Here is a 21,336-nt window from a genome sequence, read left to right as displayed (position 1 = left end):
CTATCCGGCCTGCCGGGCGAGGGGGCCGGCGGCCTTGACGTGCAGGCGCACCGCGGGCTCAGGAAGGTAGCTGAGAGGAATCTCGCTGAGCTCGACGATCTGAACGGTTGCGGGGTCGGCCCCGGCGGCGACGGCCCGTGCGGCCGCCTCCTCCTTGGCGTTGTCGATCAATCTAGCCCTGGAGCTCCCACCACCAGAAGCGGGCACGATCGTTTCGATCCTGCCGCTGGCGAGGGCGATGGCCGCGCCCACCGCGTTGGCCACTTCCGCGTGCGCAGGGCGGATCACCTCGCGAGCGCCCGGCACCTCGTCGGCCAGCAGGAACGCGCCGCCGCCGACCGCCACGAGCGGCCGTTCGGCCCGCCCGGAACGCGAACGACCGAGCGCGACCCGGTCCACCGCGTCCGCGACGGCCTCGTCGGCCGCACGCACGGCCAGGGCCAGCCGCTCGCGCCACTCCTCGGGAACGGGCCGGGTGCCGACCGTTCCCCGCCCGGCCGCCACCGCGGCGTCGGTCATGGTCGGCGTGGAGCCGCCGAAGACGAGCGCCTCCGTGCCGATGCGGTAGCCCACCGAGCGCGGCTCCGCCCCGACGATCGTGCCGCCGCCGAGCGCGATGGACAGGATGTCGGGCATCCGGAAGTTGGTCGTGACCCCGCCGATCTCGACCGCCGCGGCCGACTCCCGGGGAAAGCCGCCCACGAGCACGCCGAGGTCGGTCGAGGTGCCGCCGACGTCGGCCACGATCGCGTCCGCCACGCCCGACAGGTACGCCGCGCCGCGCAGCGAGTTGGCCGGACCGGAACCGATGGTCAGCACCGGGTAGCGAGCCGCGTAGTCGACGGCCATCAACGTGCCGTCGTTCTGCGCGAAGAACGTCTCGACCTCCAGGCCCCTCGCCGTCAGGGCCTCGCGCAGCGCGGCGGTGACGTCGCGGGCCACGCCGTACAGGGCGGCGTTGAGCACGGTCGCGTTCTCGCGCTCCAGCAGGCCGAGCGAGCCGATCTCGTGGCTGAGGCTCACCGGCACGTCGCCGACCTCGGCGCGGATGATCTCGGCGACCCGGTTCTCCTGGTCGGCGCCGGCCGGGCTGAACACGCCGGCGACGGCGATCGCGTCGGCGGGCGTCGTGGCCACGAACTTCCTGACCGCGTCCACGTCGAGCGGCGCGATCTCGCGTCCGTCGACGAAGTGCCCGCCGCGCACGATCGCGGTTCCGGCCGCGACCGTGTCGCGCAGGTCGTCGGGCCACTCGCTGAGCGGCGGCACGGACGTGGTCGCCGGGGCGCCGAGCCGCAGCACGGCCACCCTGCCGAGGGCGCGCCGCTCCAGGATGGCGTTGGTCGCGTGGGTGGTGCCGAGCATCACCCGCTTCACGCGCTTTTCCATGCCCGGCTCGGGCAGCTCGGCGAGGACCGCGTCGAGCACCGCGCGCAGGCCCCCGGTCACGTCGGGGCTGGTGGGCCGCTTTGCTGTGGCGAGGACCCGGTCGTCGTCGTCCAGCACCACGGCGTCGGTGTTGGTGCCACCCACGTCGATGCCGACCCGCAGCATCCCACTCATGCCACCTCCTCGCCTTCGGCTCGGAGTGGCATTCGCCAGACGCGGTGTTCTCCGATTCGCTCGCTTCGCTCGCTCATGCGATCTTCTCCACCGGCAGGTAGTCCATGTCGTAGCCGAACGCCCGCGGGCCCGCCGTCTCCAGGCCCTTCGGCGTACGCCACAGGGGGTCGCAGGGCCAGGCCAGCACGGTCACCCGCTGGCCGTACCGCAGCCCCTCGGTCTGGATCGCCGTCGCCGTCTGGCTGTCGACCACCGTGATCAGGTCGGGGACCATCGCCCTGACCCGGCCGTCCTCGACGGCGACGAGGTTCTCGTTCTGGATCTCCAGGGTCAGCGTCCTGCCCCGGTCGTCGCCGGTGCCCTCGATCGTCGCCGTGCCCCGGGCGAACCCGCCGGTGGTCCTGCGCTCCAGGTCGGCCAGCTTGCCGGAGATGAGCCGTACGGCGCCGAGCTCCGCGGTCAGGGTGGCCAGCGGGTCGGCGGCGCCCTCGGTCGCCCGGCCGACGGCGATGGCCCGGCTCACCGTGCCCTCGATCACCGCGCCCGCGCACTCGCGCGCGGTCAGCACGTAATCGGCCATCAGGGCGCTCGACCCCGCCGCCACGCAGACGGCCCGCGCGATCTGCTCCGACCACAGGCCGTCGATCGGCCGGATCGTCACGACGTTGCCGACGACGTCGGTCATGACCACGAGGTTGGCCGGGATCCCGGCCACGTACATCGAGACCATCTGAACCTCGGGGAAGGCCCGGCCCATCGCGTCGGCGTCGAGCAGCGGCAACCCGAGCCTGGCCGCCCAGGCCACCGGGGCGACGCCGTTGCCGCCGCCGATCTCCGATGACATGACCGCGGCGGGCGGCCGGCCGAAGATGCGCTCGATCTCCTCGGCGATCCTGACCGGCTCGTCCGTGCCGTGGACCATCTCGTTGCTGACGGTCGGGGCGCCGATACCGGACAACGGCAGTACGAGGGCGTCATCGGGCAGTTCGTCCAGGGTGACCAGCGGCACCTCGCCGTGCTCGCGTATGGCGCGCCGGGCGGCGATGGCGCCCGGCCGGACGTCCCCGCCGCCGCCGGTGCCGAGCACGGCGCAGCCACGGGCCAGCGCGGCGACGTCCTCCAGTGTGATGCGGGCCTGCATGCGGGGAGCCTTCACCACCGGACGGTCCGGCCTCAATGTCGCCCTACGACATCAACTGCCGATTTGTTGTCGTGCCACGACAAGGCGCCCGATGCACGATGACCAGGCAAAAGCCTCCATCAATGCGACAATCAACGCTTTATTCCTTTACAGGGCATATCCCCTGCGGAGTAATCCGGAAATGTTGTTCATTTTGGAACTTTGACATCCCGGGAACCACCACCCTCATGCGGTACGTTCTACCGGCACACAGCAAAACGAATGTAAGGAGCCTCCAATACGAACAGTGATGTTCATCTAGGAAGCTGCCTTACCGAACATAAGCCGGGAAGGATCGGCAAATATGGCTAAAAATGGGCATTCAGGGATGCCGACCCTTATCTGGCGCGCTCTCGAACTATTCTGGGCGGCCAGAACCGGCCGCCGCGACGGCCGGCTCGGCATTCCGTACGACATCGCCATCGGGCCCGCCGGCGGCACCGTTCAGTCGGGCGGGGCTCAGTGGGATGGGGCTCAGCGGGGCGGGGTCCAGTGGGACGGGGTCCGGACGACCGAATTCATGCGGACGCTCGCGGCGCGGGCCGAGCGCCGCCGCACCCGCGTGATGCGAGGCTTCGTCCGCGGCGCCGAGCGAGACCGAGGCGCCATGCTCCGGGCGGCCGGCGCGGTGATCGACCTGACCCGGCGGCTGGCGCAGGACGGACCCGCCCCCGCCCCGGACGGCGGGCCCGCGTCCTATCCCCTCTCCTACGCCGACGTGCAGACCGCCCGGCAGGCCCGGCGGCGGCACGAGCGCAGGCAGGCCGCCGGCCGCGAGCTCGCGGACGCCCGCCAGGCGCTCTCCGCGGCCGTGTCCGCCTTCGAGGCCGCCGTACGGCAGATGCGCACGGACCTGGCCGAGATCACCAGCTGGGCCAACGAGGTGGCGGCCCACTACCGGCAGGCGCTCGACGCCGCGTATTTGGAACGTGCCAGAAGGCAGGGCGGCACCGCACCGGTCCCGGCGTGGAACCCGGCGCCGATCGCTCAGCACGAGGCCGAGGAGCGAGCGGTGCTGTCGAAGGACATCGTCAGCCTGCTTCCCACGGGGGTCGCGGACGTCGTGAACGAGGCGCTGCGCCACCTCGGCGGCCTGGCGGGAGAGGGAGGCCGGGCATGATCGCCGCCGGGCGGGCCCTCGCCGCGGCCGCCGCGCTGTGCCTGGCGGCGACCGCCGCGACCGCCTGCTCCGGCCCCTCGGGGCACCGATTCTGCGGCATCGCCGCCGACGCGACGTCGTTCGCCGAGAACACCGACGTGCCGAAGAAGATCCACGACACCGTGCCCCGGTTCCTCACCGGCTGCGACACGGTCGCCATCACCGTCATCACCGGTTCGGTGCAGCAGTCCGACTGCCGGCGCGCCCCGATCCCGCTGACCCCGACCGCGGAGGACAACCCCAACGACAACCCGAAGACCGCCGAGCGGATCAGCCTCGCCAGGCGGGCGTTCGCGGTCAAGACGCTGAACGACCTCGTCTCCTGCGCCCGCGCCGAGCGCTCGACCCGCAACGGCTCCGATGTCGTCGGCGCCCTTCTCGACATCGCGCAGAAAACGCGCGGGCTGGAGCCCCCACCGCGGATTCTTCTCATCAGCGACATGGCACAGCGCGCGCCGGAACTGAACCTTTATACGGCGAACATATCCACCGAAGAAGCGCGAAAGTCGATCATTTCGAGCCTGTCGGACCGCATGCCCCGTCTGGAAGGCGCCGAGATCCAGATCCTCGGTTTCGGCGTCGGGGTGAAGTCAGACCATGTGCGGCAGCAGCAGTTCCGGGACTTCTGGGAGCTGCTGTTCCGTGAATCCGGCTCTCTGCCGCCCGCCTACCTCTGAGACCCGACAGGAGACATCACATGGGATCCAACCAGCGGCGCGCCCGGTGGTGGCGGATACAGCCGTACCTCGGCGGCGGGCGCAACGAGGCGCTCGACCTCGAACTGGAGATGGAGCAGGACCCGTACGGCGGGCCCGTGCCGGCCGTACCGGTTCCCGAGAAGGAGCTGCGGCGGCTACGCGACGAGGCGCGGCGGCACGGCGCCCGCGACGGCTCCTCCGGCATGTACGACGAGTGGAGCCTGGCGACAGGGAGCCGCCCGCCCTACCTGATGATGCTGGACGCGCGATGCAGGCAGGTCGTCGCCGACGAGGAGGTGCGCAAGCTCAGGGACGCCCACCGGCTCGACCAGCGCATCGCGGCGGCCAAGCAGGACCTCAAGCTGTACGAGGAACGCTCGCGGCGGACCCAGGAACGACTGGCCACGGTGCGGGAGGAGGAAGAGCGACTCGAGAAGATGCTGGACGGCGCACCCGAGGAGGCCGGGAACGGCGCGGGCCGATGGGCCGAGGCCACCCGCAGCGTCGGCAGGCAGCGTGCCGGCGCGGCCGCCCGCGCCCTCGTGATCGCCCTGTTCGCCGGTGTGGAACTGCCCATCCAGTACGCCACCTTCCTCTCCTTCGGCGAGAGCCGGGAGATGACCTGGGCATTCGTCCTGGGCACGGTCGGCGCGATGATGGTGGCCCCGCACCTGGCCGGCGGCTGGACGAGACGGCTGTGCGTGGAGGGCCGGCGGTCGGTGCTCCTGGTGACCACCGCCCTCGTCGCCCTCGCCTGGGTCACCGGCGTCGTCCTGCTGGCCTCCCTGCGGACCGACGTCCTGTTCGCCCCCACCGTCGACTCGGTGACGCTGGAGAAGGCGGCGTCGGCGATCGAGGGCCTGGGGCTCGGGCACACCACCGTGACCTTGCTGTTCACCGCCCTGCTCCTGCTCAGCGGGGTCGTGACGTTCTCCTTCGGCTACCTCGCGGAGAACCCGTACGCCGCCAAGCTCGCCGACGTCCAGCGCGTGCGCGCGAAGCTGGAGAAGTCGCTCGACCGGGCGGTGGGCGAGCGCGACAAGAACCAGCATCTGGTCGGGCTGGAGACGACGCTCAAGGAGCGGCACGCGCAGCGCTGGGAGGCGAGGATCGCCGCCCGCGCCAGCACGTTCGAGGTGTGCAGCGCGCTCTACCTCCAGGCGGTCGCGGAGACGATGCGCAACCCCGCCTTCACCGAGTCGGCCAGCCAGTGGCTGAAGACCCCGGCCCTCTGATCCCCCAGCGGAGCGACACACGTGGACAAGGTTCGAGTCCTCGCGGCGGGCCTGGGGCTCGCCATGATCCTGGCCGGGGTGTTCGCCAGGCCCATCACCGTCATGAACGCCGTCTCGATCGACCCCACCGACGCGGGCACGAGGTTCGAGCTGATCGTCATCGGCGCCGTGCTGTTCGCCGGGTGCCTGCTGCTTGAGAGGCAGGCCGACGGCCTGCGGCTGTGGCACGTGACCGGCGCGGTGGCAAGCGGGCTTGCGGGCCTCGTGGTCGTCTACCTGACGAGCACGGTCGCGATCTCGCCGCACAAGCTCGCCGGCCCCTCGCTCAGCGGCAGGTGGCAGGGCCGGATCGACTACGGGGAGGTGGGAAGCCGCGAGGTCACCCTGTACGTGAAGCCGGTCACGCCCGGATACACGCGCACCGGGCAGCTGATGATCGACCTCGGCAACGGCGCCTGCGTCTTCGGTCTGGAGGCCGAGCCGGACGGCATGTCGTTCGCCATCTCCCTTCCGCCGGACGGAGGCGGCCCGGTGTGCCAGGACCTGGACGGCGGCGAGCTGCTCCTGGAGGGCACGCCCGGTTACGACGTCCTGCGGCTCGCCCTGACCGCCTCCGGCATGGCCCAGGCGAGCGGCACGGTCAGCCGCTATCGCCCGATGCGCGGCACGCCTCCCGCCTGAGCCGCGTCCGCCTCCTGCTGGCCCTCCTGTGGACCCGGTACGGCGGCCGGGTACAGCGATCAGCGCAGCGGGTCGAACTCCCGCAGGGCGTCGGGCTGCTTGCCCGTGGTGATCTGCTCGGCGAGGAGCCGTCCGGTGGCCGGGCCGTGCGCCAGGCCCCACATGCCGTGCCCGCCGGCCACGTAGATCCCCGGGGCGTCGGTCGCGCCGATCAGCGGCCGCCCGTCCGGCGTGACCGGCCGGGGGCCGACCCAGACGTCGGTGCGTTCCTCCCAGCGCACGCCCCGCAGCAGGGGACGGGCCGAGGCGATGATCGCCCGCAGCCGGGCCTCGACGGCCGGAGCGTCCGGGTCGCGGAACTCCATCGTGCCCGCGACGCGCAGCCCGCCCTGGTAGGGCGTGCACGCCACCCGCACGTCCGGCAGGTAGATCGGGCCGGGCACGGGGTGGTCCACCGGCACGGTGAACGAGTAGCCGCGGCCGGCCCGCACGGGCACGCGTAGGCCCCGGCGGCCCGCGAGCCGCGACAGCCAGGCACCGGTGGCCAGCACCGCCGCGTCCGCGGACAGGTTGGCGCCGTCCCGGCCCACGACGACGACCTTCCCGGCGTCGGTGCGCACGTCGGCGACCTCGTGCTTCTCGACCGTGGCGCCCCGGGCCACCACGGCTTCGCCCAGCGCGTGGACGAAGCGGCCGGGGTCGACGTAGCGCTGCCCGTCGATCCGCACGCCCGCGGTCAGCGCCTCCGAGGCGAGCGGCACGGCCTCGGCCAGCCGCCGCCCGTCCAGCGCGGTGTGGTCGACCGGCTGCCCGGCCTCGGCCATCCTGCGCAACTCGCGGAGCAGGCCCTGGGCCTCGCGCGGCGTCCGGAACCCGGCGGTGATCGGCGCGTCCTCCACGGGGGCGGCCACGCCGTTGGCGGCGAGCACCTCGTACGCCTCGATGCACTCGTCGTTGAGCGGCAGGTTGGCACGCACGGCCCGGGTCCACGACGACCACCGGCAGTTGGCGGCGAAGCGGGTCAGGAACGCCCACAGTCCCGGATCGACGGTCGCCGGCACGTGCAGCGGCGCGGCCGGGTTGAGCAGCGAGCGCAGGCCGTACCGCAGCACGGAGGGCTCGTTCAGCGGGATGGCCAGGCCGGGCGCGATCCAGCCCGCGTTGCCCCAGGACGCGCCGGCCGCCACGCCCCGGCGGTCGACCACGGTGACCTCCACACCGCGTTCCTGCAGGAACCACGCCGTGGACAGGCCCACGATCCCCGCGCCCACCACGACGACCGACCGCGGCCAGTCGTCGACGCGCTCGGACATGCCCCACCTCCACACCAGGCGACTGTTTGCCCTGCCAGCATCGCCCGTACGGCGCCGCGAGCCGTTGTAGAGGCCGCACAATCGCGGCGCTCCTGTTGTGGATTTCGGACAACCCGCTATTCGTCCTCGGCCGCCAGGGTGATGACCATGGCGAGGCGCTTGCGCGGGTCGTCCAGGTTCAGCGGGGTCACCTCGCTCATCCTGCGCAGACGGTTCCGGACGGTGTTGGCGTGCACGCCGAGCCGTTCGGCGGCGGCCACGAGATCGCCCTGGGCCTCCAGCCAGGCCCGCAACGTCGCCACGAAGTGGGTGTCGTGGACGGCGTCGTGTCGGCGTAGCGCGCTCACCGGTCCGCGTGCGGGGACGCGGCCCGCGCGCGCCGCGGCGCGCAACCGCTGGAGCAGGATGTCGTCCCAGGACTCGTCGTACGCCGGCGGCTCTGTGCGGGAGGCGTCCCTTTCGTGCAGCGCCAGGCACTCCTCCGCCTCCCGGCGGCTCGCCGGAAGCTCGGCCGCCTGGGCCGCCGCCCCGATCCCCGCCACGACGCGCACGCGCGGCGGCAGCCCGGCCGCGAGGGCGGCCACCCATTCCCGTGCCGCCGCCGCCCCCGCGTCGGGCAGGACCGTGTAGAGCGTGTCGCCGAGCAGCGCGCTCCTGCCGGGCCTGGACCAGCCGAAACCGGTGGTGGCCCGCTCGAAGGCCAGCAGGAGCATGGCGTGCGGCTCCTCCGAGGTGTGCGTGCGCACCGCGACGACCCGCGTCTCACGGGCCGCCAGCCCCAGCCGGCTGACCACGGTCGCCGCGTCGGCGGTGCCCTCCAGCAGCCGGACGACCAGGTCGGACTCCACCTGCCGTTCCAGGTCCGCGCTCGCCCTGGAGCGCAGCAGATGCAACGCCACGGTGCGCGCGCCGTTCGCCAAAGCGGTGTGCCGGGTCCCGGTCAGCGGGCTGCCGCACGTCACCCACAGCGACCCGAGCAGTTCGCGGCCCGCTCGCACCGCCACCGCCATCCGCCCGGTCATACCGTGCGACGGGTCCGGCTCGACGAAGATCGGCTCGTCCGTCGCCGCCAGGCGGGCGAACACCCCACGCGCCCGGAACGTCTCCCGCAGCCGCTCGGGCACCTGCCGCACCAGGATCGTCTCCAGCCGGGCCGGGTCGCCCGCCTGCTGGGACCGGGAGTACGCGAGGACCCGCGAGAGCGGGTCCTCAATGGTCACGGCGCCGCCGACGGCGTCCGCCAGGCTGTCGGCCAGCGCGAACAGGTCCGTGGGCCCCCGCCCCGACTCGGTCTCCCGCCCTTCCAGCACCAGTCCGTAGACCACTCCGACGAGGTGGCTCCACGAGACCGCGGGATCGACCAGCATCACCGCCACGTCGTTGCTCTCGCCGGCCACGGCCGCCTCGCGCGCGGTCTCGGCGCCCGCCCGCACCAGGACCACCACGGCCTGCGCCGCGACCGCCCACCGCACCGCCTCGGTCACCGACCCGGCGCCCACCGCCAGGAGTACGTCACCGGCGACCCGGCCGTCGGTGGCGTCCGGCATCGCCACGCTGCGCAGCCGCGCCGAGCGCCTCTCCGGCCGCCCGCACAGCCGCACGCCGTACGCGCCCAATACGTTGACCAGGCGATCCAACGTGATCATGCGCTACTCCCGCCCGAGGCCCTGATGGCTGTGCCCGCACCGGACCGGACCCGTGAAACACCGAAGGCCCGGTCTCCGTTTCCGGAGGCCGGGCCTTCGACTCTTGGTAGCGGGGACAGGATTTGAACCTGCGACCTCTGGGTTATGAGCCCAGCGAGCTACCGAACTGCTCCACCCCGCGTCGTTGTGTCCACAACCTTACCCGTCCCACGGACAAGTGCCAAATCGTTTCTCAGGACCCCGCCCAAGCTGCTCTTCACCCCCACTGTCGCCTCATGCTCAGCGGCCGGAATCAGATTCAGTCCGGGGAGAAGGAGACCCAGAACTTCGGCGGATCCACCAGAGGATCGATCACATGCAATCGGGCCTTCGACGTCGGGTCGATGCTGCGCAGAGCGATCAGTCGCTGGCCGTTCGCCTCCTGCAATACGGCCAAGGCGCCGGGGAGACCCGCAGCGACTGTCGCGATGGCAATCCCCATACCCGCCAGGCCATGGTGCTTGTGTGGATACTCGATTCGGTGCAGGCCCGAGGCTGCGATCGCCGCGACCTCCCGCGGGCGCTGCATCTGCCGCCCGTCGTTGGTCACAACCACGTGGAATCCCTCGGCCGCCGCCAGCGTGTTAAGGCTCTCGTCACGAGTGCCAGACCAGCTTGGCACGTCAAGCAGGTGAATGATCTCGTGATTCAGAATGAAGGCGGCGAGGGCCTGGTAGAGCGGCTTGGGGACGTTCTCATCCAGCAGCAGCCTCACGCGCTCCTCTAGGGGGGTCGTAGCTGTCGACGTAGTCGGCGAAATCCGCGGCCTCGATCGCGGCAGTCGCGGTGACGCTCGGGTAGTAGGCAGGGATCCGCTCAGCGGGAACACCGTCACGGAGGAGCGCGGCGACCTCGTCGTAAGGCACCCTCGTGCCCTCGATCACCGGGATTCCACCTCTGACCGCCGGATCCACCGTGACGTGATCACGCGGGCGCAGGAGATCGGGGATATGACGACCGTCGCGGTAGAACGGCCGCAGGACGTCCACCATCTCGTGGATGACGACGTTCCTCTTGCTGCGAACCAGGTCGACGGCCTGACCGGGCTCCACCAAATAGATGCTGCTGCCGTCAGCCACGAGGCGGTAGGCCGAAAGGTGGTCACGCTCTCCCAGATCATCGCGGAGCGTGTCCAGCGCCCTTCTGATCTTCTGCAGTGAGGCGTCGTTGCGCAGCTTGACGCAGGTTCGCAGCGCCATAACGTCCCGGAAGGAGTACAGGACAGGACGGACGGCGGAGATCTCGGGGACCAGCACGGCCCCACGACCTGAGCCGGCCTTTCGCCAGTGGGCGAGCTGGCGAAGCGTGGCACCCGACAGCGCCGCGGCGAGCTTCGGACTGTAGGACAACCACTTCACCTTCTCCCTACCGGGGCGTGCGGGACGCTACCTGGCCCATCATGGCAAAGATCTCCCCGATGTTCCCGGTCTTCCCCGCCTCCTGTGCAGCCGCTCATCGCCCCTGTTCAGAGGCCCAGACCATATTCGCTCAGGCCGCCTCGCAAACCTGCATGGCCTTCATCGCACGCTCGACATCGTCATGTCGCGGCCCTTCCGGGAGAAATAGGCCGTCCTCGACGACGGCGGGCTCTCCCCCCGCCGAATCTGGACGAAAAGAAACCCCCGGACCTGTGGGTCCGGGGGTTTCTCCGATGTCTCGCGACATCTTTTGGTAGCGGGGACAGGATTTGAACCTGCGACCTCTGGGTTATGAGCCCAGCGAGCTACCGAGCTGCTCCACCCCGCGTCGGCTCTGTAAGGCTATCCCGGCATCGCGCGGGAGGCAAACCGGAGCCCCGCGCCCGTGGGGACGCGGGGCTCCGGAAGGGCTCAGCCGCTCGTGTCTCAGCCGCTCGGTGCCGGGCTGGGAGTCGCACCGGCCGGTGGACTCCCGCTCGCACTCGGACTGGCGCTCGCGCTCGGGGCGGGAGACGCCGTCGAGGCGGGCGTCCCGCCCTTGAGCTTGCCCAGGTCGTCCAGCGCCTTCTTCAGCGAGGTCTGGGCGTCGCCGTACGCCTTCCAGTCGGGCGGGTTCGACGACAGCGCCTTCTGCGAAGCGTCGTACGCTTGCTGGGCCCGGTCGAGCGCCGACGTCAGCGCGGACGAGTTCTCCGGCGGACTCACCTGATCGGGCGGCTGGTTCGCCGTCTGATCGGGTATCTGGTCCGGCGGCGTCGCCACGGTGCCGCCGAACACCTGCTCCAGCGCGTTGCTGAGCGTGGGGCCGAAGCCGACCTTCTCGCCGTACAGGACGAGCACCCGGCGGAGGGTCGGATACTTGCCCGAGGTCTCCGCGCGCGGCTGGATGTAGACCGGCTCGACGTACAGCAGGCCGTTGCCGAACGGCAGCGTGAGCAGGTTGCCGTACAGCACGTCGGTGCCGCCGCCGCGCAGCAGGTTGAGCTCGGTCGACACCGTGGTGTTCGACTCGAACAGGTTCTGCGCCTGTGGCGGACCCTGGATCGCGGTCGTGCTCGGCAACTGGAGGATCTCCAGTGACGGGTTCGGCGTGGCGGCCGTCGCGTCCACCGCCATGAACGCCGCCATGTTCTGCCGCTGGTTGGGCACGAACGTGGTCGTCAGCGAGAAGCGCTCGGTGTCGCTGCCGGGCATCTTCATCGTCACGTAGTACGGCGGCTGCTTGCTCTTGCCGGTCGCCGGGTCCTCGGGGACCTTCCAGAAGTCCTGACCGCCGAAGAACGCGTTGGCGTCGGTGACGTGGTAGGAGGTGAGGATCTCCCGCTGGGCCTTGAACAGGTCGGCCGGGTAGCGCAGGTGGGCGCGCAGCTCCCCGCTGATCTGCGAGGCCGGCTTGACGACCCCGCCGAAGGCCTTCTCCCAGGTCTTGAGCACCGGGTCGGACTCGTCCCAGGCGTACAGGGTGACCGTGCCGTCGTAGGCGTCCACGGTCGCCTTGACCGAGTTGCGGATGTAGTTGATCTCGTCCCTGGGCACCTGCGGCACGCCGAGGCGGCTCGACTGCACGTCGGTGGTCAGCGACTCCAGGCTCTTGCGCTCGGAGTAGGGGTAGGAGTCGGAGGTCGTGTACGCGTCCACGATCCACACGATCCGCCCGCCCACCACGGCCGGGTACGGGTCGCGGTCCAGCGTGAGGAACGGCGCGACCTGCTGGATGCGCTGCACCGGCTCGCGGTTGTAGAGGATGCGGGACTCGGCGTTGATGTTCGAGTTCAGCAGCAGGTTGGTCTCGCCGTACTTCACCGCGTAGAGCAGGCGGCGGAAGAAGTTCCCGACCGAGACGCCGCCCTTGCCCTCGTAGGTGCTGTTGACCTGGCCGGTCTTGTTCTGCTGTGCGTCGCCCGCCTGTCCCTGCTGCGGGTAGTCGAGCTCGTTCTTCTTGCCCGTCTTGGGACCGCCGACGATCGAGTAGTCGGGCGAGTTCTCGCCGAAGTAGACGCGGGGCTCGTAGTCGCCGAGGTCGCCGACGGGCGGGATGTCGCGCTCGCTGAACTCCGGCAGGCCGCTGCTGTCCACCTTGTTGCCGGGCGCGGCGACGAAGCCGAAACCGTGCGTGTAGACCAGGTGGTCGTTGATCCAGTTGCGCTGCCCGTCCGGCGGGCGGCCGATCTCGCGGACCGCCACCACCGTGTCACGCGGCTTGCCGTCGACGGGATACCTGTCGATGTCGAGCTGCTCGGGGAACTGGTAGTAGCCCTTGATCTGCTGCTTCTGCTGGAACGTCGGCGACAGCAGGCTCGGGTCGAGCAGGCGCATGCCGGGGATGGCCGACGCCTCGGTCTGCAGCACGGAGGCGTCGGCGTCGGTCTTGGCGCTGTACTCCGTGACCTTCGCCGTATCGACTCCGTAGGCTTTTCGTGTCGCGTCGATGTTGCGCTGGATGTACGCCTGCTCCTTGCTCTGCTGGTTCGGCTTGACCTGGAACTGCTCGACCAGCGAGGGATACACGGTGCCGATCAGGACGGCCGACAGCACGAGCAGCCCGAACGCCACGCCCGGGAACATTCCGCCCGGCCGGATGACGCCGGCGAAGAAGATCAGCGCGCAGATGAGGGAGATGACCGCGAGGATCCCCTTGGCCGGGAGCACCGCGTGGACGTCCGTGTACGACGCGCCGAAGGTCTTGCCGCGGTCGGAGAAGACCAGGCTGTACCTGTCGAGCCAGTAGGCCGCGGCCTTGAGCAGGACGAACACGCCGAGCAGCACCGACAGGTGCGCCCTCGCGGCCCGGGTCGCGTGCACCCCGCCGGGCGAGGAGATGCGGAACCCGCCGTACAGGTAGTGCACGACCACGGCCGCGATGATCGACAGCACCACGGCCGTGAACAGGAAGTTCAGCAGCATCCGCAGGAACGGAATCGTGAACACGAAGAACGACAGGTCGAGGCCGAACTGCGCGTCCTTCTCGTTGAAGGGCGTGCGGTTCACGAACTGCAGCCAGGTCCTCCACAGCCCCGCCGTGGACGAGCCCGTGAACAGGGCCAGGACGCCCATGCCGACCAGGAAGACCAGCCGACGGTGCGGGTCGAGCGCGACGCGGTAGCGGTCGGCGCCCTGCGGCGCTCCGAACATCCCCGGTCCGAACATCGGGCGGGTGCGGTGCGCGAGCACCATGTTGCCGCCCACGATGGCGATCATCAGGACGGCGCCCACGATGAACAGCACCACCTGGGTGATCAGCATCGTGGAGAACACCGAGGAGAAGTGCACCGAGTCATACCAGAGGTAGTCGGTGTAGATCCCTGAGAAGACCAGCAGTAATACGACGATCGCCACGACGGCGATCAGCACAGGTATCAGAAGGCGCGGCCGTCGGGGCAAGCGCACCGCCCGTCCGGCTCCGGGGCTCCGGAAGCTCAACGCTCAACCCCTTGTCTCAGATTGGCAGGGCCCTGATTGTCAGAGGGCAACGGTCCGTGCTTGGAAACCTACACCGCGACCGGCGTGGTCGTGGTAACAGATCTGATCGTTATCACGACGCCACGTGCGGGCAAGACGAGCAGGTCACGGCCCCGCGCCCGCGGCGTACGGTCAACCGGCCGGGCAGGCGGGGACGTCTCCCGCGTGATCGCGCAGGGCGTCGACCGCCTTGATGGCGCCCTCCAGCGTCTCGACCCGCACCAGGCGCAGCCCGGCGGGCACGGCCTTGACGGCGTCGGCGCAGTTGCCGGCGGGCGTGAGGAAGACCGTCGCCCCGGCCTTGCGCGCGCCGACCATCTTCTGCTCGATCCCGCCGATCGGGCCGACCTGGCCGGCCGGGTCGATCGTCCCGGTGCCCGCGATCGACATGCCTCCGGTGAGCGCCCCCGGCGTCAGCTTGTCGTAGATGCCCAGCGAGAACATCAGGCCCGCGCTCGGCCCGCCGACCTCGCCGACGCTGATGTCGACCTTGAACGGGAACCGGTAGCCCGAACGCATCTGGACGCCGACCTTGGTCTTGCCGTCCTTGCCCGCCACAGTGCCGACCTGCACCTGCGTCGAGGCGCCGGCGCGCCTGACCGTGAACGTCACCTGCTCGCCGGGCTTGCGGCTCTGCACGGACGTCGCGACGGACGCGAGCTCGCCCACCGTCGTGCCGTCCACGGCCGTGATCTCGTCGCCCGCCTTGAGCTTCCCGTCGGCCGGCGCCCCCTTGTCGGTCTCGGCGACCGTGACCACCTTCTCGATCGGGATCTTGAGGGCGTTCAGCGCGGCGGCGGTGGCCGACTGCTGCGAGTCGGTCATCTCCTGGGTGTTCTGCTCCTCGACCTGCTGGGCCGAGGTGGACTTCGGGAACAGCGTCTCCTCCGGCACCACGGCGACCGTCGGGTCGAGCCAGCCGCGCAGCGCGGTGAGCAGGTCGAGACGGTTGTCGGGCCCGCCCTGGTAGGCGACGGTGACCAGGCTCAGCCTGCCCTGGGTGGGATAGGTCTCGTGGCCCGAGATCGCGATGACCGGTTTCCCGCTGACGTCCCCGATCGTGTTCTCGGTGGGGCCGGGGCTCAGCACGACGTACGGCACCGGCAGCATGGCGCCGATCACGGCCAACGCGAGCGCGAGGAAACCCGCGACCAGCAGGGTCAGAGCGCGTCGGGACATGGACGAACTCTATGCGTTCCGGGCTCCGGGCATTTCGGGTGCACTAGTCGCAGGCGCCGACCCACTCGGTGTCTCCGTCGGCGAACACCTGGTGCTTCCAGATGGGCACCTCGTGCTTGAGGTCGTCGATCAGCCTGCGGCACGCCTCGAACGCCTCGCCGCGGTGGGGGCAGGCGGCCGCCACGACGACGGCGATCTCCCCGAGGCGCAGGTCGCCCACCCGGTGGACGGCCGCGAGCGCCGTCACCCGGTGGTCGGCCGCCACCTTCTCCGCGACCCTGCGCAGGTGCTCCTCGGCGGACGGATGCGCCGAGTACGACAGGAGCGTCACCGGCCTGCCGCCGTCCTGCTCGCGTACGGTGCCGACGAATACCGCCGTGCCTCCGGCGGCGTGGTCCTCCACCGCGCCCAGCACCTCGTCCACGGACAGCGGGGTGTCGCGAATGCCCAGCAATCGGATGACGTCCACGTCACCGAGGGTAGTGCCTGCGGCGGATCAGGTGCGGCGCTTGCGGCGCGCGGCGCGGACGATCGCGGCCGTGCCGATGACCGCGACGGTCGCGCCCGCGGCGGTGATCGTGGCCTCCTTGCCCGACAGGCGGCGGCCGACGACCGCGTGCCTGCCCTCGCACAGTTCGAGCAGTTCCCGCAGGGCGGCGTCGTTGGTCCAGGCCGGTTTCCAGCCCGCCTCCCGCAGCGCCACGCCGTCGACCACCCAGGGATAGACCACGTAGTGCAGGTCGGTCGCGGCGGTCGGCGTGATGCCGAGCCGGTGCAGCCGCTGCGCGGTGCCGAACGTCACACCCGCCGGCAGCTCGAACCGCTTCAGGCCGGAGATCTCCTCGACCTGCTCCATCTCCAGCCAGCCCTCGGAGCCGACCGCCACGACCCCGCCGACCCTGCCCAGGGCGGCGGCCTCCAGCGCGGACACCAGGTCCTCGATGTGGCAGAACTGCCAGCGCGGCAGGCAGCCCTTCACCACGAGCAGCCGCGGCGCCTCGAAGTGGCGGGTGATGACGGTGTCGACGCCGGGCCCGACCAGGGCGGCGGGCCGCAGCACGGTCACCTCGAGGCCGGGGTGCGCCCGCAGCGACCGCCGCACCAGGGCCTCGATCTCCAGATGGTCGCCCACCAGGCCGGTGTCGGGCTCGGCCGCGACCGGGGCGTCCTCGGGCAGGGGCACCGGGTTGTCGGCGGCGGCGCCGTAGACCATCGCGCTCGTCACCAGCACGACCCGCCGCACCCGGGCCGCGGCGCAGGCCGTGAGCACGGTCTGGGCGGCGCGCAGGTTGTAGCGGCGGCGCTCGGCGGGATCGGTGTCGAGCGACTCGTCCGTGCCGAGATGCACCAGGACGTCCACATCGGAGATCCGGTTCGCCAAGAGCGGATCCCGAATGTCGAGGACCCGCCAGGTGACGTCCGGGGTGTCGCCGCGCTGCTCGTCGATGGCCACCACGCGGCGGAAATCCGCAGACGAGGCCACTTTCGCGAGGAACGCCCGGCCGAGACCGGAGGCGGCGCCGGTGACGGCGACGACGGGGGGACGCAGGCGTTTCGAGGTAGGCACGAGGTCCTCACTTTGCACTGATCCGCCCCACGGCGGATAACGTGGCGGATGTGGACTCCTCCATCCTGCACGAGGTGGCGCGGTGACTGACCTGCCAGGTCGCGAAAACGACCCCAACGACAACCCGTTCGCCATGTTCGGCAGCCCGGAGCAGATCGCCGCGGCCATGCGGCAGTTCGCCGACATGCTGTCGGCCTCACCGGAGGCCGGGCCCGTCAACTGGGACATGGCGAAGAACATCGCACGGCACGCCGTGGTCGCCGAGGGCGATCCGAGCGTCATGGAGGGCGAGCGACGCCAGATCGTCGAGGCCCTCAACCTGGCCGACCTGTGGCTCAACGAGGTGACCACGCTGCCGAGCGGCGTGACCACCCCGCAGGCATGGAGCCGGTCGGAGTGGATCGAGAAGACGATCCCGGTCTGGAAGCAGCTGTGCGATCCCGTCGCCGCCCAGATGGTGGAGACGATGGGCGGCACGCTCGGCGGGTCGGGCCTGCCGCCCGAGGCGCAGGCCATGGCCGGGCCGCTCATGGGCATGCTCAGGCAGATGGGCAGCATGATGGTCGGCCAGCAGATCGGCCAGGCCCTCGGCTCGCTCGCCCGCGAGGTGGTCGGCTCCTCCGACATCGGCCTTCCCCTGTCGGACACCGCCGCCCTGCTGCCCGGCGGCGTGGCCGCCTTCAGCAGCGGCCTGGAGACGCCCTCCGACGAGATCCGTCTCTACCTGGCGCTGCGCGAGGCGGCGCACCACCGGCTCTTCCAGCACGTGCCGTGGCTGCGGGCGCACCTGCTCGGCGCGGTCGAGGAGTACGCCCAGGGCATCACGGTGGACGTGTCCGCCCTGCAGGACAAGCTCCAGGGCCTCGACCTCAGCGACCCCGAGAGGATCCAGGAGGTCCTGGGCGGCGGCGAGCTGCTCAAGCCCGAGGAGACCGAGCGGCAGAAGGCGGCGCTCACCCGGCTGGAGACCGCGCTCGCGCTGGTCGAGGGCTGGGTGGCCAGGGTGGTCGACTCCGCCGCCGAGGGCAAGCTCCCGTCCGCCGCGGCGCTGGCCGAGACCGTACGGCGCCGCCGCGCCACGGGTGGCCCGGCCGAGCGGACCTTCGCCACGCTGGTGGGCCTGGAGCTGCGCCCGAGACGGCTGCGCGAGGCGGCCGCCCTGTGGAAGGCCCTGGGCGACGAGCGCGGGATCGAGGGCAGGGACGCCGTCTGGGGTCACCCCGACCTGATGCCCACCGCTGACGACCTGGACAACCCCGAGTCGTTCGTGAAGGGCGAGGCCGAGTTCGACCTGTCGGCTCTGGAGGAGCCCAAGGAGCCCAAGGAGCCCGGCTCCGGCGGGGAGAGCGGCGAGTAGCAGCGGCCGCGAGGTTCACCGGCTGTCGGTAGGCTGCGCCGGTGAGCCTGCATCGTGACGCGCAAGCCGTACTGGCCGGATGGGTCGCGCCCACCCCCGAGGAGGAGCGGCTCCGCGAGGAGTTCCTGACGCACCTGCGCAGCCACGAGGACGCCATGTGGCGCGAGTGCGCTCCCGGCCACCTCACGGCGACGACGGCCGTCCTGTCGCACGACGGCGAGCGGGTGCTGCTGACCCTGCACCCCAAGGCCGGGATGTGGCTGCCCATGGGCGGGCACTGCGAGGCGTCCGACACCACGCTCGCGCGGGTCGCTCTGCGCGAGGCCACCGAGGAGTCGGGCATCCCCGGGCTGACCCTGCTGGACGGGCCGCTCGCGCTCGACCGGCACAAGGTCTGGTGCCACCCGCCGCACAGCTGGCATCTGGACGTCGAGTACGGCGCGGTCGCGCCTCCCGGGGCCGAGGCCGTGATCAGCGAGGAGTCCCTCGACCTGCGCTGGTTCCCGGTGGAGGAGATCCCGGAGCTGAGCGACGAGGCCACGCGGCGGCTGGCCCGCCGCGCCCGGTCGCTGTGCCGCGCCTGACTTCGCACGCTTCGTGCACGTGCTCCTTACATCGCGTTTCGCATCCGGTGGTTAGTGTCGCCACATGACCAAGGTGGACGTGGGCGGTGAGATCGTCTCTCCCCCGCGCCGCAGGCTCCGGGTCCCTCCGCTCCTGGCGTGGATCGCGGTGGCGCCGTTCGCGATCTGGGCGGCGGCCCGCCTCACGGGGGCCGACGGCGCCGTCCCCCTTGGGGAAGTGGGCGTCGCACTGATGACGGGCACGCCCTACGTCGCCGCCGCGTCACTCCTGGCGGTGCTGATCGCGCTGGCCGCCCGCCGTGCGGCAGTGATCGCGGTGGCGGTGGCGGCGTCGGTCCTCCTGGCGGCCGTGGTCCTGCCGCGCGCGGCCGGCTCGGCCTCCACGGCCACCGGGCCGTCGCTGCGGATCCTCACGGTCAACCTCCTCTTCGGCGCGGGCGACGCCGCGACCGTGGTGGACCTCGTACGCAGGCTCCACCCGGACGTGCTCAACACCCAGGAGCTCACCCCGGAGGCCGTCGAGGCGCTGGACGCGGCGGGTGTGGCGAGCCTGCTGCCCTACCGGCACCTGGAGGACGGGCCCGGCCCCTCGGGCAGCGGGATCTACGCGCGCCACCCCCTCACCGAGGCGCCCGACTTCGTGCCCGAAGGCGGCCACAAGATGCCGAGGGCCCGGCTCGCCCTGCCCTCGGGGCCGCCCGTGGAGATCGTCGACGTGCACACCCTCGCCCCGTTGAACGGTCCCCACGCAGCCCGGTGGACCGCTGAGCTGGCGGCGCTCCCGGCCGCGTCCCCCGGCGTCGTACGCGTCCTGGCGGGCGACTTCAACGCGAGCCTCGATCACGCCGCCCTGCGCGCGGTGCTCGGGCGGGGCTACGCGGACGCGGCCGACGCGACCGGCGACGGCCTGACCGCCACCTGGCCCGCCAACCGGCGGTTCCCGCCGTTGATCACGATCGACCACGTGCTGTACGACCAGCGGGCCTCGGCGGTGAGCACAAGCGTTCACCGGGTTCCGGGCAGCGACCACCGGGCGTTCTTCGCCGAGCTTCGCCTGCCCGCACGCCTGTGAGTCCCCGAGCGGGACTCAGGTCAGCAGAGCGCGGGTGTTGTCCCAGCCCTCGAGGCCGGGATCGAGTCGGGCCACGTCCTGTGGTTTCCTGAGCCGGTGCCAGCCGGGGCCGGTGGCGACCATGCGGGGACCCGGCGCCCGGCGGCGCATCGCCGCGACGGCGTCGGGTTCGTCGAGATCGGGCGCGGCCCACCCGGGGACCGGCAGGCGCGCCGCCACGGCGACGGCGCCTCCGCCCTCGGCCGGGCAGACCGCGAGGTGCGCCCGCCCGAGCTCCCGGAAGAGCTTTCCGATCAGCAGCGGCGGCAGGTCGGGGGCGTCGGCGCTGACGATCACGCCCTCCTCGGCGGTCTCGTCGCCGGCGGGCAGCGCGGCGAAGGCGTCGGCGGGCGAGGCGATGCGCAGGACGGGCGTGCCCGGCCAGGCGATGTCCTCGAGCCCCGGCACGCCGGCCGACAGGATCACCGGCCGCACCAGTTCGAGCCCGGCGACCATCTCGTAGGTGTCCTCGGCCATCGCCGTCAGGAACTCGGCCGGGTCCACGCCGGGCGGAGCCGCGTCCGCCATGCCCGGAGTGACCAGCACCGCGGCGATCCGGGTCAACACTCCTCCGGTGAGCCGTTGGCGGCCATCGAGAAGCCCTCCAGGAAACCCCTGGCACGTTCCGCCCGAGGGTAGCGCTCCACGAGGGCCCAGAAGCGCGGGCCGTGACTCGGCACGAGCAGGTGGACGAGCTCGTGCATGATGACGTAGTCGACGACCCAGGCCGGCATGCCCCGCAGCCGGACCGACAGCCTGATCGTCCCGTGGTCGGGGGTGCACGAGCCCCACCTGTGCATCTGGTTCTCCACCCAGCGGACACTGGTGGGCAAGGCCTTGCCGTCCAGGTAGCGCGCCGACAGCTCCGCCGCCCGCTCGAGCAGGTCGTCGTCGCTCGGGCGTCTTCGCTGCTCCTTGGCCGCAAGGCGGTCGAGCATGCGGCGTACCCACTGCTCCTCGTCGGTCGTGCTCAAACCAGCCGGAAGCAACACGATGGTCTTGTCTCCATCGCGGTACGCGGAAACGGTTCGCCGCCGTCGTGCGCTCCGACGAACCTCGACTGTCTCGGGGGGCACATATGAAAGGTAGCCGACACGCGCCGAATTCCACAGGGGGTGGTACACGTTCTCCCTGGTCAATCGGGCGA

The 21,336-nt window shown here is 71.4% G+C and carries 19 protein-coding genes and 2 tRNA genes; 7 read left to right on the top strand and 14 right to left on the bottom strand.

Features of this window, described 5'->3' with window-relative positions; all coding sequences use genetic code 11:
- Both ACIBK1_RS30540 and ACIBK1_RS30535 read right to left on the bottom strand, forming a co-directional pair.
- Entirely contained in the window at positions 1-1,563 is a 1,563-nt protein-coding gene (locus tag ACIBK1_RS30540; protein WP_030507373.1) for a hydantoinase/oxoprolinase N-terminal domain-containing protein, read from the bottom strand.
- 73 nt (positions 1,564-1,636) lie between these two features.
- Entirely contained in the window at positions 1,637-2,719 is a 1,083-nt protein-coding gene (locus ACIBK1_RS30535; RefSeq protein WP_231513835.1) for a DUF917 domain-containing protein, read from the bottom strand.
- Between the two features lie 352 nt (positions 2,720-3,071).
- Here ACIBK1_RS30535 and ACIBK1_RS30530 point away from each other — a divergent pair, with 352 nt between their 5' ends.
- Genes ACIBK1_RS30530 through ACIBK1_RS30515 form a run of 4 tightly spaced genes read left to right on the top strand, consistent with a single transcriptional unit; the run spans position 3,072 to position 6,516 of the window.
- Positions 3,072-3,863 (top strand): hypothetical protein, encoded by a 792-nt coding sequence (locus ACIBK1_RS30530; RefSeq protein WP_030507375.1) that lies wholly within the window; start codon positions 3,072-3,074, stop codon positions 3,861-3,863.
- Positions 3,860-4,579, top strand: a complete 720-nt coding sequence (locus ACIBK1_RS30525; RefSeq protein ID WP_396739126.1) for a hypothetical protein — start codon at positions 3,860-3,862, stop codon at positions 4,577-4,579. Before ACIBK1_RS30530 ends, ACIBK1_RS30525 begins: the two co-directional genes overlap by 4 nt.
- 20 nt (positions 4,580-4,599) lie before the next feature.
- Positions 4,600-5,835, top strand: coding sequence for a hypothetical protein (locus ACIBK1_RS30520; protein WP_396739124.1), 1,236 nt, complete (start codon positions 4,600-4,602; stop codon positions 5,833-5,835).
- Between the two features lie 21 nt (positions 5,836-5,856).
- Entirely contained in the window at positions 5,857-6,516 is a 660-nt protein-coding gene (locus ACIBK1_RS30515; RefSeq protein ID WP_396739122.1) for a hypothetical protein, read from the top strand.
- Between the two features lie 59 nt (positions 6,517-6,575).
- Here ACIBK1_RS30515 and ACIBK1_RS30510 read toward each other — a convergent pair whose 3' ends face one another.
- The 10 genes from ACIBK1_RS30510 to ACIBK1_RS30465 all read right to left on the bottom strand — a co-directional run bounded on the left by ACIBK1_RS30510 (position 6,576) and on the right by ACIBK1_RS30465 (position 17,137).
- Positions 6,576-7,829, bottom strand: coding sequence for an NAD(P)/FAD-dependent oxidoreductase (locus ACIBK1_RS30510; protein WP_396739120.1), 1,254 nt, complete (start codon positions 7,827-7,829; stop codon positions 6,576-6,578).
- Positions 7,830-7,945: 116 nt separating this feature from the next.
- Positions 7,946-9,475 (bottom strand): PucR family transcriptional regulator, encoded by a 1,530-nt coding sequence (locus ACIBK1_RS30505; protein WP_396739118.1) that lies wholly within the window; start codon positions 9,473-9,475, stop codon positions 7,946-7,948.
- 104 nt (positions 9,476-9,579) lie between these two features.
- Positions 9,580-9,656: transfer RNA gene (locus ACIBK1_RS30500), tRNA-Met, on the bottom strand.
- Between the two features lie 117 nt (positions 9,657-9,773).
- Positions 9,774-10,229: a PIN-like domain-containing protein gene (locus ACIBK1_RS30495; protein ID WP_396739116.1), complete on the bottom strand. Its 456-nt coding sequence runs from the start codon at positions 10,227-10,229 to the stop codon at positions 9,774-9,776.
- Positions 10,210-10,770: a DUF433 domain-containing protein gene (locus ACIBK1_RS30490; protein ID WP_396739114.1), complete on the bottom strand. Its 561-nt coding sequence runs from the start codon at positions 10,768-10,770 to the stop codon at positions 10,210-10,212. Before ACIBK1_RS30490 ends, ACIBK1_RS30495 begins: the two co-directional genes overlap by 20 nt.
- Before the next feature lie 413 nt (positions 10,771-11,183).
- A tRNA-Met gene (locus tag ACIBK1_RS30485) sits at positions 11,184-11,260 on the bottom strand.
- Between the two features lie 98 nt (positions 11,261-11,358).
- Positions 11,359-14,319 carry a UPF0182 family membrane protein gene (locus ACIBK1_RS30480; protein ID WP_030507382.1) on the bottom strand — a complete coding sequence of 987 codons (2,961 nt, stop codon included), beginning with the start codon at positions 14,317-14,319 and terminating at the stop codon, positions 11,359-11,361.
- Between the two features lie 204 nt (positions 14,320-14,523).
- The gene (locus ACIBK1_RS30475; RefSeq protein WP_396739112.1) at positions 14,524-15,570 is read right to left on the bottom strand and encodes a PDZ domain-containing protein; all 1,047 of its coding nucleotides are present in this window, start codon (positions 15,568-15,570) and stop codon (positions 14,524-14,526) included.
- A gap of 43 nt (positions 15,571-15,613) precedes the next feature.
- Entirely contained in the window at positions 15,614-16,039 is a 426-nt protein-coding gene (locus ACIBK1_RS30470; RefSeq protein ID WP_030507384.1) for a molybdenum cofactor biosynthesis protein MoaE, read from the bottom strand.
- A gap of 27 nt (positions 16,040-16,066) precedes the next feature.
- Positions 16,067-17,137 (bottom strand): NAD-dependent epimerase/dehydratase family protein, encoded by a 1,071-nt coding sequence (locus ACIBK1_RS30465; protein WP_030507385.1) that lies wholly within the window; start codon positions 17,135-17,137, stop codon positions 16,067-16,069.
- An 82-nt stretch (positions 17,138-17,219) separates the two neighbouring features.
- Here ACIBK1_RS30465 and ACIBK1_RS30460 point away from each other — a divergent pair, with 82 nt between their 5' ends.
- The 3 genes from ACIBK1_RS30460 (at position 17,220) to ACIBK1_RS30450 (ending at position 20,150) form a co-directional block, all read left to right on the top strand.
- Entirely contained in the window at positions 17,220-18,494 is a 1,275-nt protein-coding gene (locus ACIBK1_RS30460) for a zinc-dependent metalloprotease (RefSeq protein ID WP_396739109.1), read from the top strand.
- Positions 18,495-18,535: 41 nt separating this feature from the next.
- Positions 18,536-19,078, top strand: a complete 543-nt coding sequence (locus ACIBK1_RS30455; RefSeq protein ID WP_030507387.1) for an NUDIX hydrolase — start codon at positions 18,536-18,538, stop codon at positions 19,076-19,078.
- A 64-nt stretch (positions 19,079-19,142) separates the two neighbouring features.
- Positions 19,143-20,150: an endonuclease/exonuclease/phosphatase family protein gene (locus ACIBK1_RS30450; RefSeq protein ID WP_396739107.1), complete on the top strand. Its 1,008-nt coding sequence runs from the start codon at positions 19,143-19,145 to the stop codon at positions 20,148-20,150.
- A gap of 15 nt (positions 20,151-20,165) precedes the next feature.
- Here the strand turns inward: ACIBK1_RS30450 and ACIBK1_RS30445 are convergent, their stop codons facing one another.
- Both ACIBK1_RS30445 and ACIBK1_RS30440 read right to left on the bottom strand, forming a co-directional pair.
- Positions 20,166-20,753: a glycosyltransferase family protein gene (locus ACIBK1_RS30445; RefSeq protein WP_081903454.1), complete on the bottom strand. Its 588-nt coding sequence runs from the start codon at positions 20,751-20,753 to the stop codon at positions 20,166-20,168.
- Positions 20,750-21,265, bottom strand: a complete 516-nt coding sequence (locus ACIBK1_RS30440; RefSeq protein WP_051761612.1) for a M48 metallopeptidase family protein — start codon at positions 21,263-21,265, stop codon at positions 20,750-20,752. Before ACIBK1_RS30440 ends, ACIBK1_RS30445 begins: the two co-directional genes overlap by 4 nt.
- Positions 21,266-21,336 lie beyond the last annotated feature (71 nt).

Origin of the sequence: Microbispora rosea (assembly GCF_044460045.1) — a bacterium.
GTDB lineage: Bacteria > Actinomycetota > Actinomycetes > Streptosporangiales > Streptosporangiaceae > Microbispora > Microbispora rosea.
Note: the sequence above shows the minus strand (reverse complement) of the source record. Positions and strands in the feature narration are given on the sequence as shown.